The following is a 13676-nucleotide window of genomic DNA, read 5'->3' on the forward strand; positions in this document are numbered from 1 at the left end:
GTAGGTTAGGGCTGTGGTCACTGTACCGGTGCCGACACCTCCGCGCCGGGTGGCCACAGAGCGAATACCCACCCCGCACCGCCCGGGGCGTAGGGTTGGCAGCCGTGAGGCTTGCAAGTCAGGTGCGTGAGCTGCCGTACCGCATCTACGAGGCGCGGCTGTCCAGACAACTCGCGGGCAGGCAGCATCCGCGCCACGTCGCGGTCGTCTGCGACGGCAACCGCCGATGGGCCCGGGAGAACGGCTTCACCGATGTCAGCCATGGGCACCGGGTCGGCGCGCTGAAGATCGCCGAGCTGGTCGGCTGGTGCGAGGCCGTGGACATCGAGATGGTGACGGTCTACCTGCTGTCCACGGAGAACCTCAACCGCGATCCCGAGGAGCTCGAGACGCTGTTCGAGGTGATCACGGACGTCGTGGAGGAGCTCTCGGCGCCCGACAAGAACTGGGGCGTGCGAATTGTCGGCTCCCTCGATGGCCTGCCCGAGGACGTCGCGCGCCGCCTGCGCAAGGCCGCCGACGAGAGCCACGGCCGCGGGGGCGTGCACGTGAACGTCGCCATCGGCTACGGCGGTCGTCAGGAGATCGCCGACGCGGTGCGCTCGCTGGTCCGGCAGGAGATCGTGGCGGGGGAGACGGGCGAGGATCTGGTCCAGTCGATCACCGTCAATGCCATCGGCCAGCATCTCTACACCTCGGGACAGCCGGATCCGGATCTGGTCATTCGCACGTCCGGTGAGCAGCGGTTGTCCGGATTTCTGCTCTGGCAGAGCGCGTATTCGGAGATCTGGTTCACCGAGGCGTACTGGCCCGAATTCCGCCGGGTCGATTTCCTGCGTGCGCTGCGCGACTACGCCGCCCGGCATCGGCGTTACGGGGCCTGAGGCATATCTGCGAGAGCGGCCGAGCGCACCTGGGCCGGGCACAGCGCGTAGTCCCATGCCGCGGCGCTCAGACGCACGATTTCATCGTCGGACAGGTCCCATGCCAGGGCGCATCGCCGCAACTCCTCGACGAGGTCGTACCCCAGGAAGTACGGAATATCGGTGCTGAGCGAGACCGGTATTCCGGCTCGAAACAGTTGTGGCAGAGGGTGTTCCGGTAAGGACGGGGCCAGTCCGAGCAGCACGTTCGAACTCGGCGCCAGATCCAGGCAGATACCCATCGCCTTGATCCGGGCGAGGGTGAGGGCATCGTCGGCTGCCGCGAGTCCATGGCTGATGCGTGTGGGGCAGAGGTGGTCGATCCCCTCAGCGACCCAGGATGGTTCCCGGCCCTCGCCCGCATGCGGGACCGCGGGGATCCCGGCCTCGGCGGCCGCGGCGAAGAGATCCTCGAAGCCTGCGGCGGGATGTCCCGCCTCGTCGCCGGCGAGCCCGAGCGCGACCACGCCGCGCCCGTGCCAGCGCTTCGCGAACTCCAGGGACTGCCATGCCGCTGTCCTGGACAGCCCCCGATTGATCCCCAGCACGATCCCGGCGGCGTCCGGGCCGCCGCCGCTGCGCAGCCCGTCGACCACGGTATCCACCAGCGCGTCCGCACTGCCCAACCGGCCGCCGTAGGTTGCCGGAATGAAGTGCACCTCCGTCCACCGCACCCCGATCGCGCGCTGTCGTTCGGCGAGGTCCTTCGCCACCGTATGCAGATCCGCGAGGCTGCCGATCAGATCGCGCACCCGCTCGTAGTCGCGCACGAAGGCGGCCTGGTTGGGGAACGGTCCCCGCGGAGGCGTCGGAAGCTGGTATCTGTCGGCGAAATCGGTTGCGAGGTCGCGTGATATGGCGCTCTCGAGGTGAATGTGCAACTCGGCCTTGGGGAGTGCGACAAGGTCGAGCGCCATTACGCATGCCCCATGTACACGCTCTTGGGCCAGGTATAGAAATCGACTGCGCGAGCACCCTGTTCGCGGTAGGTGTTCGTCGAGGATTCCCCGACACCGCCGAACGGCACGTTCAGGTCCAGGCCCGTGGTCGGCCTGTTGACCTTCACCACACCGGCCCGGGCGCGGGCGGCGAAATCGTGAGCCGCGCCCAGGTTTTCGGTGCAGATACCCGCGGTGAGCCCGTACGGCGAATCGTTGACCTTCGCCAGGCCGTCCTCGTAATCGTCGACGTCGACGACCGCGACAATCGGACCGAAGATCTCCTCGCGCGCAATCCTGCTGTCGTGCGGGGCATTCGACACCACCACGGGCGCGAAGAACTGGCCCATCGATGCACTGCCGGACCCGATGTCGAAGCCCGCCGCATCGGCCTCGGCGACCGCGGCCCTATCCTGTTCGAGCTGTTCTGCCGAAACCACCGCCCCGATCGTCGTATCCGGGTCGAGCCCGTTGCCGACCCGCTGCGCGCCCGCCTGCTCGCGCAGAGCCTTGACGAAGGCATCCCGCACGCCGGGCGTCACATACACCCGCGAGGTCGCGGTGCACGCCTGGCCGGTCAGGCCGAATCCGCCCGCCGCCACGATCGCCGCGGCCCGCTCGGGATCGGCGTCGTCCAGAATGAGGTAGGCGTTCTTCCCGCCCATTTCGAGCTGGACCCGCGCGTGTCGGTCGTTCACGGCGGCGCGGATGCGATTGCCGACGGCGGTCGACCCGGTGAACGAGACGGCCGCGACGTCCGGGTGCCGGACCAGCGCGTCGCCGACGATCCGGCCGGATCCGTGCACGACATTCAGCACACCCGGCGGCAGGCCCGCATCCAGCAGGGCCTGGGTCAGGTGGTACACCGACACCGGAGTCAGTTCCGCGGGCTTGAGCACCACGGCATTGCCGGAGATGAGTGCGGGCGCCATCTTCCAGGCGGGGATGGCGATCGGAAAATTCCACGGGGTGATCAACCCGACGACGCCCAGCGGTTCGGCCCGGGTATACACCGTCGTGCTGGGGAAGGCGCTGGGCAGGACCTCGCCGGTCGCGCGCCAGCCGCCGGCGCCGAAGAAACGGAGCACATCGATGGCGCGGCGGACCTCTCCGCGCGCCTCGGCCAGCGTCTTGCCCTCCTCCCGGGTCAGGTCGGTCGCGACGGCCTCGTGCCGCTGCCGCAGCAGATCCGCGGCATCGAGCAGCACCGCGCCGCGGGCGACCGGAGTCATTGCAGCCCAGCGCATTTGCGCGCGGGCCGCGGATTCGACGGCGGCCGTGACATCAGTGACGGACGATGCCGGGGTGCGGGCGACGACGTCGGAGGGATCGGCGGGGTTGCGCCGCTCGATGTCGGGGTCGCCGACCCGCTCACCGCCGATGAGGTTCTGGATCGTGGTCATGGTGATTCTCCCTGGGATACGTTCTGGACTCAGAGGTTGGCGAGAAGGCCACCGTCGCAACGGATCATGCTGCCGGTCACGTACGACGCCAGTGCCCCGCAGAGGAATGCGGCGACCGCCCCGAATTCGTGTGGTTCGCCGTATCGGCCGATCGGGATCTTGGCCTGCGAGGCGGTGCGTACGGCATCCACGGATGTCCCGATCCGCCGGGCCGCTGCCGCGTCCAGCGATGCGACGCGATCGGTGCCGATGCGACCGGGCAGCACCATGTTGACCGTGACACCGTCGGCGGCGACCTCCGCGGCGAGCGTCTTGAGATAGGCGGCCAGCGCGGCACGCCCGAGGTTGGATGCCGCCAGCATCGGCAGCGGCGCCTCGACGCCGCTCGAACCGATCGCGACGATCCGCCCCCACCGGCGGGCACGCATGCCCGGAAGGACCAGGTTCACCAGCTCGATGTGGGTTGCCAGCAGCGCATCGACCGCGGTGCGCGCCCCGGCCGCATCGAGGGCCGCCGCCGTGCCCGGGGACGGGCCGGGGCCGTTCAGGACGAGAATGTCCGGCTCCCCGTAGGTTTCGCGGGTGGCATCGAGGATGCGCTCGGCAGTTCCCGGCTCGGTCAGGTCGCAGTCGACGCCGATCGCCGCTTTCAGTGCCTGCGCGACCTGTCGGGTGCTGGACGGATCTCGTCCGGTGACAACAACATTCGCGCCCTCGGCCGCGAGGGCGGCGGCGGTTGCGGCACCGAGCCCCGCGGTGGAGGCCAGCACGATTGCGGTGCGGCCGTCGATCCCGAGGTCCATGTCACCGCCCCCGCTCGATGATTGCGAGATGTTCGGCCAGCATCCCGCGCAGCGCGTCGGGCAGGGCACGCGCCGGCGGTCGGACCGCGGACTCGGCGATCAGGCCGCGCCGGCGCAGGCATTCCTTGCGGATCGCGAGTGCGATCCCCGCTTGCTGCTCGAAGGTGATCAGCGGCAGGTAGTCGAGCAGTTCGGCGCGGCTCTTGGCCGGGTCCTGCGCGGACCACGCACGGACGCATGCGATCAGGGCCTCGGGGTATGAGAATCCGGTCATCGCACCGGCGGCGCCCGCGGCCAGTTCGTCGAGCAGATTGATGCCGCCGAGGCCGCCGAACACCGGAACGTCGCACCGCGCGGTCACCTCGGCCACGGCCACCGGTGTCGGCGGCGACTCGGCCTTGACCGCCGCGACGAAGTCGCAGGCGGCGACCAGATCGCCGAGCATCGACGGAGAGACGGCTACGCCGCTCACGGCCGGGTAGTCCTGAATGACAACGGGCGCACCCGAGGCCCGGTGAACCGCGCTCAGATGAGCGTCCAGGGTGGCGCGATCACCGCTGTTCGCGTGCACCATGACACCGGCGAGTCGATCGCCCGCCACCTCGACGGCCATCCGGGCCTCGTCGACGACCGGCGCGGTCGCCAGCGCCGTACAACCGACGACCAGGGGAAGATCGGTGCTGTCGAGCACTGTCTCCAGGACGATCCGGCGTTCGGCCCAGGACAGTCGCGCCGCCTCGCCGAAGACACCCAGGACGGTCAGACCCGTGACACCCGCGGCCTGCGCATGCTCGGCCAGACGGGCGACGCCGGTGTTGTCGACATCGAGCGCCGACCCCGTGAACGGCGTCGCCAGGACGCCCCAGACACCGGGCCGGACGGTCGTGGTCATCGATCGCTCCAGACCGGCTGCCGCTTCTGCTGGAAGGCTGCCACGCCCTCGGTGGCGTTCGGGCTCTCCAGCGCCTCGATCAGGGCGGGCAGCCGGGTCGCGCGGGCATCGGCCGCGGTCATGTGTTCGGTGCGGTTGACGATCTGCTTGATCGCGCGCAGCGAGGTCGGTGCGCAGGCCAGGATGTCCTCGAGCCAGCGGTCCACCGCCGCATCGAGTTCCGCCGCCGGGACGACCTCGTTGACCAGCCCGGCGTCGCGCAGCGCCGCCGCGGTCGTCCGTCGCCCGGTCAGCAACATCGCCATCGCCTGCGTGTGTGGGATGCGCCGGACGAGGTTGACGATGCCGCCGTCCAAGGGGAGCCGCCCGACCCGGGGTTCGGTCAGCCCGAACTGGGCGGTGTCGGCGGCGACGACGATATCGGCGCCCAGGACGATCTCCATTCCACCGCCCAGGGCGAATCCGTTGACCCGGGCGATCACCGGCACATCCAGTGAGCGGCGCAGGCTCAGCCCCGCGAAGCCGTTCGGGTCCAGGTCGGCCCAATACGCTACGCCGGTCTTGCCCACTCCGGATGTCGACATATCGGCGCCGACGCAGAATGCGCGCTCCCCGGATCCGGTGATCACCACCGCCCGCACGCGGGCATCGTTCTCGATCTCGGTCCAGATCTCGTTGCACCGCCGGTGAGATTTCTCGTCGATCGCGTTGAGCACGTGCGGCCGGTCGATCGTGATCCGGGCGACGTGGCCGTCCAGCTCGTAGCGGATCTCGTCGCTGGTGATGTCGGTCATCGAATCGCGCCTTCCTGCAGCAGTTCCGCGATGCGCTCCTCGGAATAACCGAGCTCGCGCAGCACCTCGGCGTTGTGCTCACCCAGGCGGGGCGCCGAACGCCGGGTGGTGTTGGGCGTTCCGGACATGCGGATCGGGCTGTTCAGGACCCGGACTGTGGAGCCGCGGGGACCGGGCATCTCCATGACCATCCGATTCACCTCGGTCTGTGGATCGGCGAGCGCCTGCTCGAGCGACCGCACCGGGGCACACAGCAGATCCTGCTTCTCCAAGCGCTGCAGCCAGTATTCGGTTGTGCTCGAGGCGAATCGGTCACGAAACAGCGCCTGCAGCAGCGACCGGTTTTCGGCCTGGCCCTCCTGGGTGCCCAGGCCCGGGCGCTGCGAGAGGTCCTCACCGAACTCCAGTGCCACGCTGATGTCGGCCAGCGGGTTCTCCTTGAACGCGCCGACCATGCACACGGCGCCGTCCTGGGTCGGGAAGACACCCGAGAGCGGCATGGCCGCCCAGTTCACCTCGTTTCCGCGGTTGAGTTGCATGGCCGCCTCCTGCATCTGCATGTGCAGCATCGAGTCGTACATGTTGACTCGGACCTGCTGCCCCTGGCCCGTGCGGGCCCTGGCCAGCAGCGCCAGCAGAATTCCCTGACACAGATGCATTCCGGTGGTGTAGTCGCACAGCGTCGTCGGGTACACGGACAGGGGGACCGATTCGTCGGCTCGCCGCCACATCACACCGGTATATGCCTGGGCGACGACATCCTGCCCGCCCTTGTGGGCGTAGGGGCCCTGTTCACCGAATCCGGTGCCGGATGCCCAGATCAGGTCGGGCTTGAGCGCGGTGAGGTCGTCGTATCCGAAGCCCAGCCGCTCCATGACGCCGGCGCGGAAATTGCTGACGACCACGTCGGCGCGGCGCACCAGATCGAACACGACCTGCCGCCCGTGATCGGATCGGGTGTCGACGGTGACGCTTCGCTTGTTGCGGTTGATCGAGATGAAGATGGGATTCTCGCGGCCGTCCTCGTCGGGGATCGAGTTGCGGCTCAGGTCACCCGCCCCGGGCCGCTCGATCTTGATCACCTCGGCGCCGTAGTCGGCGAGCATCTGAGTTGCGCTGGGGCCCATATATACCTGGGTGAAATCGAGAACGACGATGCCGTCCAAGGCTCCCAGGCTCTGCTCGGTACTGGTCACTGTGATTTCTCCTCGATATCTGTTCGGTCGGTGGCCGGGGGATCGATCGTCGCGTTCGGCGCCGGGCGGTCTCCCGGGTCGGCGCCCTGCGCGCGCATGCCGCGTTGGATCGCGGCGGCGGGCACCTCGCGCACGGTCACCGAATCCGTGATCGCCAGCGCGGCCGCGATACCCGCGGCCTGCCCCTGCGCCATGCACGGCGGGATCTCGCGAGACATCCGCTGCGCGTCGGGCGTGGCCGAATAGTGCCGTCCGGCCACCAGCAGCTGGTCGACGTTGCGCGGGAGCAGTGCGCGATAGGGCGTGTAGTAGTCACGCCCGCGGGACACACTGTCGGCGAAGTGCCGCCGGTTCACGACATCGTCCTTGGTGACCACGTACTCGCCCTGCAGCAGGCGGGTCTGTCGCACGCCGATCTGCTGGGCCACGTCGACGATGTACGCGTTCTCGAAACCCGCCAGGTTCGAACGGATCTCGCCGAGCGAGCTCTCGATTCGATCGCGCGCCTCGAACTCCGCGTTCGTCAGCGATTCCGGGTCGGCGCCGTCGAATCCCGTCAGATGCGGTGTGTTGCACCAGACAACGCCCGGCAGCGGAGTCTTGAGCCACCACAGATCCCAGGCGCCGCCGAGCGAGCGCTTGATCTTCCGGTTGATGGCCCGCGCCTCGCGCGGATTCTCCTGTTCGAACCGTTCGGCGGCGGCGGTGTCCACCCCGCCGAGCCGGAATACGAGCGTGACGAGATACTTGTCGGCGGTATACGGAGCCCCCGCTCGCGAGGCGACGTCGATATCGCCGGTGGTGTCGATGACGACGTTGCCGAGGATCGCCTGGGGCCCCTGCTTGGTCTCCACGACAACGCCCTTGACGACCCCATCGTCCACGATCGGCCGCGAGAACCAGCTGTGCAGGCGCAGGTGGACGCCGGACTCGCGGACCAGAGCGTTCGACGTCGTCTTCCATCCGTCCGGATCGAAGGCGACCGCGTAGCAGATCGGCTTCGGGTCGGTGTGGCTGTGGAAGTCGAAGGTGCCCCAGCGCCCCCACTTGTTCCACATCTCGCGCGACGAAACGCGTTCCTCGACAGGTGGATACACCGCGAGCCCCTGCTTGGCCATGCGCTCGACGTATTCGTTCACGATGCCCTGAACGGAGATCTCGTCGCCGTTGATCATGTCATCCAGGACAAGGACCATGCCGCCGGAGGCGAGTCCGCCCAGCGCGGAATACCGTTCCACGAGTGTGACATCGACACCGCCGCGTGCGGCCGCGACGGCCGCACTGACCCCGGCGGGGCCGCCGCCGACGACGATGACGTCGGATCTCCGCACGATGGGAACGTCGAGATCATCGGTGGTTACAGCTAGATTTTTCATGATTTCCTTACTCCCCCAGGAAGATTCCGCTGCGCTTGCGAGCAATGAGGTAAGCGACAACGCTGATCACCGACAGTGCCGCGATGTAGGGTGGGAACAACCACCCGGCGTGATGCTGGTTGAGCCAGACCACGAGATAGGACGCAGTACCACCGAATCCGGCAACCCCGAGGCCATAACCGATCCCGGTGCCGGTGGCGCGGCAGTACTTCGGCATCAACGACGACGAAATGACGTTGTAGAGGGTCATATTGGTAGCGAGCACCACGCCGCCGGCGAGTACGACGAAGGTGAACATCCCCAGACCGTGCCCCACGTACAGCAGGCTCAGAAATACGGTGGGGATCGCGATGATCCGGGTGATGAGGTAGGCGCGGGACAGCCTGATCCGATCCGCCCACCACCCGGTCAGGATCGATCCGAGGAGCAGGATCAGCCCCAGGACCGTTGTCACCGCGAAGATCTCGGTGGGATTCGCGCCGTAGGCGCCGCGGGCGAGGGTGGGCAGGCCGACATTCCATGCGTAGCTGTAGGCCTGGACAGCTCCGACCACGACGATGATCGCCAGCACGCCGATCCAATGTTTGCGCACGCCGCCCCATACCGCGCCGGTACTGTCTTCGGCCTCCTGCGGGCCGAGCGATTCGGGCAGGGACCGGCGCAGATACAGCACGACGAAACCCATCACCGCCCCGAACAGCACCGGAATGCGCCAGCCCCAGGTGGACATCGCGTGACCGCCGATCGTGTAACTGGTGAGGAAGCTGACGAGCGAGGCCATCAGGATGCCGAAGTTGACGAAGAAGCTGATGTAACCGGCCGCGCGTCCCTCTTGCCCGGACGGCATCAGCTCCACGGCGTAGGCCGTCGAGAGTGGCGCCTCGACCCCGGTGGACAAGCCCTGCAGGATCCGGCAGATCAGCAGCGCGACACCGGCCCAGGCGCCGAGGTATTCGTGCGTGGGCAACAGCCCGATCACGGCGATGGTGACGGCCATGGTGCCGACGGACCACAGCATGACCCGGCGGCGGCCGAGCCGATCGGCGACGGTGCCCAGCAGCACACCGCCCAGCGGGCGGGCCACGAAGCCGACCGCGAAGACCGCAAGCGCATCCAGAGCTGCGGAGACCGGATCCTTGGCGGCGAAGAACGACGGTCCGATATAGGCCGCCAGCAGACCGAAGATCTGCCAGTCGTACCATTCGAGGGTGTTTCCGAGCCCCAGGCCGGCCATGGCCTTACGGGGTGGAGTAGTGGTGGTTGTGACAATCGGGACGGGATCTCGTGTATCGGTCATCAGGTAACTCTCGGAGCACGGTGGCCGGTCGAGGACGCACTCGGCCGGCCCCCTTTTTTTCGATTGAATTCGATGGGGGCTGGTTTTCGGTTATGAAGCGGGGCTTGGCTTTTCGCTACCAGGTGGGCGGCGTGCTCACCCAGATCGCGACGCATTCCTCGTCCGCGGACGGATTGGCATACCAGTGCGGGATGGTGGAGGGGTAGCGGATCGAGTCGCCCGCTTCGAGTCGATGGCGCACGCCGTCGAGATAAACGTCCTTGGTACCCGACAGGACGATGCCGAATTCCTCTCCGGAATGCTGGTAAGGGTGGTCGCTGGTGTCGTGGCCGGGTTGGGTCACAACCCAATTGGCCTCGAGGGCACCGTTCAGATCCGGGGTCAGTAGTTCATAGCGGCCTCCGTCGTTGCTCGTGCCGTGTCCGTCGAGACGGCGTCGTTCGTGCTTGCGGACGACGACGTCCTTGGATTCGAGCGGAGTCAGGAGTTGGCCCACCGGAAGTTGCAGGCCGTGCGCGATCTGCACGAGGGTGGTGAAGGATGGATTGCCCATCCCGCGTTCGATCTGGCTGATCACTCCGGCGCTGACACCGGCGATCTCCGCGAGCCGCTCGGTGGTCAGTTCACGTTCCTTGCGGAGGGTGCGGATGCGGGCGCCGACGTCGCTCAGCATCGAGGCGGGATCGGTATTGTCGCCGCGATCCGGCTTGTTCTGACCCAATGGAACCTCCATGGTGGGCTTCGAGGTGGTCATGAATCTAAGTGAGCTGCTTCACTATGTCAACAGATTCTTCATTATGATGAAGATCCCCTCGGCAGGGCTCCTGACGTGCAGTGCGGGCGTGCGAGGGCCGGCTCGCGTACCGTCCAGTACATGAGTGAGTCCGGGCAGCGTGGCGCGGAATATGGACAGCGCGGTATCGCAGAACAGCAGCGTGGTAGCGCCGCGGAGTCGCGTGGTGCCCCCGATGGGCGGCGCGGTACGGCCGAGGTAGCCGCCGCCATGCCGTACATCAGCTATGAGGAATTCGGGCGGCGCTTTCTCGAATACGCCGCCTCCGAGCAGCGGATCGCCGCCGCATTCGCCCAATTGACGGGGGCTGCATTCGATTTCGGCCCGATCGGGGTGGGGCCTGGTCGAATTGCCAAGGTGAGCGCGCAGGTTCAGCTCGGTGAGCCGACGCTGCAGCGGAACACCGACGGGCACATCACTTTCGAGCTCGCCATCCCGCTGAACGTGGACCTGCTGCTGGATCTGGCCGTCGACCGGCATCGCTTCCGGGTCGACGGCGCGGTACACGTGCACCTGACGGTCCGCACCGCCGAGCCGCTGCGCGTGATCATCGACATCGCCGAGCCCCGGCCCAGCGATGTGCGCATCAACGTCGCCACCGCCACTCGGCGCGGCCAGCTGCTGCGCATTCTGGCCAGCGTCGACCACGAGATCCGCCGGTTCGTGGCCCGCTATGTGGCCCGCGAGATCCGCAAACCGCACATCGCCGCGGTCCGCGAGATCGATGTCGCCACTCGACTGGATGCGGCCTGGAAGATCCAGTAATTACAGCTTGCGCAAGCGAATTCGATTGATGCTGTGATCGGAATCCTTGCGCAGCACCAGGGTTGCGCGGGGGCGGGTGGGCAGAATGTTCTCCACCAGATTCGGCCGGTTGGTGGCGTACCAGATTTCCTGTGCCGCGCTCGTGGCGTCCTGGTCGTTGAAATCGGCGTAGTGGTGGAAGTGTGAATTCGGATTGGCGAACGCCGTCTTGCGCAGGGAGAGAAAGCGATCCACATACCACTTCTCGATATCCTCGATCCGCGCGTCGACGTACACGGAGAAATCGAACAGATCCGAGACCATCAGCCGCGGCCCGGTCTGCAGTACGTTCAGGCCCTCCATGATCAGGATGTCGGGCTGGCGCACGCAGTGGAACTGATCCGGCAGGATGTCGTAGGCCAGGTGCGAATAGATCGGCGCGCAGACTTCCGCCGCCCCCGATTTCACCTCGGTGACGAAGCGCAGCAGCTTGCGGCGGTCGTAGCTCTCCGGGAATCCCTTGCGGTGCATGATGCCCCGGCGGGTGAGCTCCGCGGTCGGGTACAGGAATCCGTCGGTGGTGACCAGGTCCACCCGGGGGTGATGGTCCCAGCGGGCCAGCAGTGCCTGCAGCACGCGCGCGGTCGTCGATTTGCCGACTGCGACGCTGCCTGCGATGCCGATGACGAACGGCACCTGATGATCGGGATGGGTTTCACCGAGAAAGGTTGCGGTGGCGGCGAACAATCGCTGCCGCGCGGCGACCTGCAGGTGGATCAATCGGGCCAGCGGCAGATAAACCTCCGCGACCTCCTCGAGATCGATCTGCTCGCCCAGACCGCGCAGCCCGATCAGTTCTTCCTCGGTCAGCACCAGGGGCGTCGACTTTCGCAGGGTGCGCCATTGTTTGCGGTCGAATTCCACATAGGGACTCGGCTCACTCATCCGTGCCATCTAACACTCTCGATTCGGCATACACGATGGTGCAGGTGCACGCGGCGTGGCGAAAGAAGTCTCACCATTGCCCTCGGTGGCACGGTGAGGTCCGGTGGCCAGTCCTCGCATAGCCGAATTGTCCTCGAGGGCAGGGCCACCTCGAACGCGGGGGTAAGCTACTGGCCAGTAACTAGGAGTGACATTTCTCTCTTGCCCCGTCGCGGTATCGTCGGCTCTCATGGATGCGCACCCGCTCGTGACGGACTATCTGCGGCTGGGTCTGGCCTTCGATCGCCTCGAGGACGGGTTCGTCGACGCCTACACCGGCGATCCGGCGCTGCGCCGCGAGCTACAGGAGGGGCCCGCCCCGGCGCCGCACGAGTTGGCAACGCGCGCGGCGGCATTGCGCAAGGAGTTGCCCGAGTCCGATCTGCCGGACGAGCGCATCGAATTCCTCGATGTGCACCTGCGCGCCCTGGAATGCTCGGGCCGCAAGTTCGCCGGCGAGCAGATCTCGTTCATCGACGAGGTGCGCGCGTATTTCGATGTGGATATCGCGCCGGGCGAGGTCGAGGATTACCGCGACGCGCACCGGCAGATGGACGAGGTGCTGGCGGGCCAAGGTTCGCTCTACGACCGCGTGACCGCCCACCGCAAGGCCGACGAGATTCCCCCGGAGCGGCTGCGCGAATGCGTGGACGCCTTCTCCGGCGCGCTGCGCGAACTGGTGCGGGCGCGCTATCCGCTGCCCGATCACGAGCGGGTGGAATACGAGGTCGTGGGGGACAAGCCGTGGTCGGGATTCAACTACTACCTGGGCAATTACCGCTCGCGGGTGGCGATCAACTCCGACCTGAAGCAGCACATGGCGCACCTGCCCGCGCTGATCGCGCACGAGGCATATCCGGGGCACCACACCGAGCACTGCCGCAAGGAGGCCGGGCTCGTCGGGGCCGGGCAGGACGAGCAGACGTTGTTCGTGGTCAACACCCCGCAGTGCCTGATGGCGGAGGGGCTCGCGGATCTGGCGCTGCGCTCGATCGTCGGCCCGGGCTGGGGGCGGTGGGCCCAGGAGATCTACGCCGATCTCGGGCTGCGCTTCGATGGTGAACGGGCGGAACGGCTTTCGACCGCCTCGGCGAAACTGCTGGGTGTGCGCCAGGATGCGGCGCTGCTGCTGCACGATCGCGGCCGCGATGCGGACGAGGTGGCCGAGTTCCTGCAGCGCTGGAGCCTGGCCTCGCCGGAACGGGCCCGGCAGTCGCTGCGATTCCTGTCCTCGCCGCTGTGGCGGGCGTACATCAGTACCTACGTGGAGGGTTACCGGCTGCTCGGCGGCTGGCTGGATCGTGCCGTCGATGAGGACGATCGCGCCGATCGTTTCCGCCGCCTGCTCGACGAACCGCTGACCCCCGGGGCGGTCCGCCGAATGTGACCTACCGAATCAGTTCGGCAGGCGACATCACTGATCACATCGGCGAGATGCAGTGTCCGCCCGAGGAAATCGAGCAGAACAGGCGTGAGAGCTCGAGCAGCAGGGCCTGAAACGGGTCCGAAGGTATGTAGATCGGTTGCAAAACG

General features: G+C 67.2%; 13 protein-coding genes. 3 read left to right on the forward strand and 10 right to left on the reverse strand.

Annotated features, from left to right (window positions below):
- The first annotated feature begins 95 nt into the window (after positions 1 to 95).
- Positions 96 to 884: an isoprenyl transferase gene (locus ABH933_RS13235; RefSeq protein ID WP_245401042.1), complete on the forward strand. Its 789-nt coding sequence runs from the start codon at positions 96 to 98 to the stop codon at positions 882 to 884.
- Here the strand turns inward: ABH933_RS13235 and ABH933_RS13240 are convergent.
- The 9 genes from ABH933_RS13240 to ABH933_RS13280 all read right to left on the reverse strand — a co-directional run bounded on the left by ABH933_RS13240 (position 872) and on the right by ABH933_RS13280 (position 10376).
- Positions 872 to 1840, reverse strand: coding sequence for an adenosine deaminase family protein (locus tag ABH933_RS13240; protein ID WP_429423148.1), 969 nt, complete (start codon positions 1838 to 1840; stop codon positions 872 to 874). The genes ABH933_RS13235 and ABH933_RS13240 overlap by 13 nt on opposite strands.
- Positions 1840 to 3264: an aldehyde dehydrogenase family protein gene (locus ABH933_RS13245; RefSeq protein WP_429423146.1), complete on the reverse strand. Its 1425-nt coding sequence runs from the start codon at positions 3262 to 3264 to the stop codon at positions 1840 to 1842. The genes ABH933_RS13240 and ABH933_RS13245 overlap by 1 nt, the downstream gene beginning before the upstream one ends.
- A 29-nt stretch (positions 3265 to 3293) precedes the next feature.
- Positions 3294 to 4067, reverse strand: a complete 774-nt coding sequence (locus ABH933_RS13250) for an SDR family oxidoreductase (protein WP_429423144.1) — start codon at positions 4065 to 4067, stop codon at positions 3294 to 3296.
- 1 nt (position 4068) lies between these two features.
- Positions 4069 to 4959: a dihydrodipicolinate synthase family protein gene (locus tag ABH933_RS13255; RefSeq protein WP_429423142.1), complete on the reverse strand. Its 891-nt coding sequence runs from the start codon at positions 4957 to 4959 to the stop codon at positions 4069 to 4071.
- Complete coding sequence (locus ABH933_RS13260) at positions 4956 to 5753, reverse strand: enoyl-CoA hydratase-related protein (protein WP_429423140.1); 798 nt, start codon at positions 5751 to 5753, stop codon at positions 4956 to 4958. Before ABH933_RS13260 ends, ABH933_RS13255 begins: the two co-directional genes overlap by 4 nt.
- Positions 5750 to 6949: a CaiB/BaiF CoA transferase family protein gene (locus ABH933_RS13265; RefSeq protein WP_429423138.1), complete on the reverse strand. Its 1200-nt coding sequence runs from the start codon at positions 6947 to 6949 to the stop codon at positions 5750 to 5752. The genes ABH933_RS13260 and ABH933_RS13265 overlap by 4 nt, the downstream gene beginning before the upstream one ends.
- Positions 6946 to 8325 (reverse strand): FAD-dependent oxidoreductase, encoded by a 1380-nt coding sequence (locus ABH933_RS13270; protein WP_429423136.1) that lies wholly within the window; start codon positions 8323 to 8325, stop codon positions 6946 to 6948. The genes ABH933_RS13265 and ABH933_RS13270 overlap by 4 nt, the downstream gene beginning before the upstream one ends.
- Before the next feature lie 7 nt (positions 8326 to 8332).
- A complete protein-coding gene (locus ABH933_RS13275) occupies positions 8333 to 9622 on the reverse strand; it encodes an MFS transporter (RefSeq protein ID WP_429423134.1) in 1290 nt (429 codons plus the stop codon).
- Positions 9623 to 9737: 115 nt separating this feature from the next.
- The gene (locus ABH933_RS13280) at positions 9738 to 10376 is read right to left on the reverse strand and encodes a helix-turn-helix domain-containing protein (RefSeq protein ID WP_429423132.1); all 639 of its coding nucleotides are present in this window, start codon (positions 10374 to 10376) and stop codon (positions 9738 to 9740) included.
- Between the two features lie 249 nt (positions 10377 to 10625).
- Between ABH933_RS13280 and ABH933_RS13285 the strand changes: the two genes are divergently transcribed.
- Entirely contained in the window at positions 10626 to 11180 is a 555-nt protein-coding gene (locus ABH933_RS13285) for a hypothetical protein (protein WP_215918412.1), read from the forward strand.
- Here the strand turns inward: ABH933_RS13285 and coaA are convergent, their stop codons facing one another.
- Positions 11181 to 12113 (reverse strand): type I pantothenate kinase, encoded by a 933-nt coding sequence (gene coaA, locus ABH933_RS13290; protein WP_215917997.1) that lies wholly within the window; start codon positions 12111 to 12113, stop codon positions 11181 to 11183.
- Positions 12114 to 12333: 220 nt separating this feature from the next.
- Here coaA and ABH933_RS13295 point away from each other — a divergent pair, with 220 nt between their 5' ends.
- The gene (locus ABH933_RS13295) at positions 12334 to 13530 is read left to right on the forward strand and encodes a DUF885 domain-containing protein (protein ID WP_429423130.1); all 1197 of its coding nucleotides are present in this window, start codon (positions 12334 to 12336) and stop codon (positions 13528 to 13530) included.
- The last annotated feature ends 146 nt before the right edge of the window (positions 13531 to 13676 follow it).

It is taken from the genome of Nocardia sp. GP40 (assembly GCF_050434125.1).
Lineage (GTDB): Bacteria > Actinomycetota > Actinomycetes > Mycobacteriales > Mycobacteriaceae > Nocardia > Nocardia albiluteola.

Excerpts from the sequence above, each read along its gene's own strand:
- ABH933_RS13240 (WP_429423148.1), bottom strand. The coding sequence starts at position 1,840 with ATGGCGCTCGACCTTGTCGCACTCCCCAAGGCCGAGTTGCACATTCAC.
- ABH933_RS13245 (WP_429423146.1), bottom strand. The coding sequence starts at position 3,264 with ATGACCACGATCCAGAACCTCATCGGCGGTGAGCGGGTCGGCGACCCC.
- ABH933_RS13250 (WP_429423144.1), bottom strand. The coding sequence starts at position 4,067 with ATGGACCTCGGGATCGACGGCCGCACCGCAATCGTGCTGGCCTCCACC.
- ABH933_RS13255 (WP_429423142.1), bottom strand. The coding sequence starts at position 4,959 with ATGACCACGACCGTCCGGCCCGGTGTCTGGGGCGTCCTGGCGACGCCG.
- ABH933_RS13260 (WP_429423140.1), bottom strand. The coding sequence starts at position 5,753 with ATGACCGACATCACCAGCGACGAGATCCGCTACGAGCTGGACGGCCAC.
- ABH933_RS13270 (WP_429423136.1), bottom strand. The coding sequence starts at position 8,325 with ATGAAAAATCTAGCTGTAACCACCGATGATCTCGACGTTCCCATCGTG.
- ABH933_RS13275 (WP_429423134.1), bottom strand. The coding sequence starts at position 9,622 with ATGACCGATACACGAGATCCCGTCCCGATTGTCACAACCACCACTACT.
- ABH933_RS13280 (WP_429423132.1), bottom strand. The coding sequence starts at position 10,376 with ATGACCACCTCGAAGCCCACCATGGAGGTTCCATTGGGTCAGAACAAG.
- ABH933_RS13285 (WP_215918412.1), top strand. The coding sequence starts at position 10,626 with ATGCCGTACATCAGCTATGAGGAATTCGGGCGGCGCTTTCTCGAATAC.
- coaA (WP_215917997.1), bottom strand. The coding sequence starts at position 12,113 with ATGGCACGGATGAGTGAGCCGAGTCCCTATGTGGAATTCGACCGCAAA.
- ABH933_RS13295 (WP_429423130.1), top strand. The coding sequence starts at position 12,334 with ATGGATGCGCACCCGCTCGTGACGGACTATCTGCGGCTGGGTCTGGCC.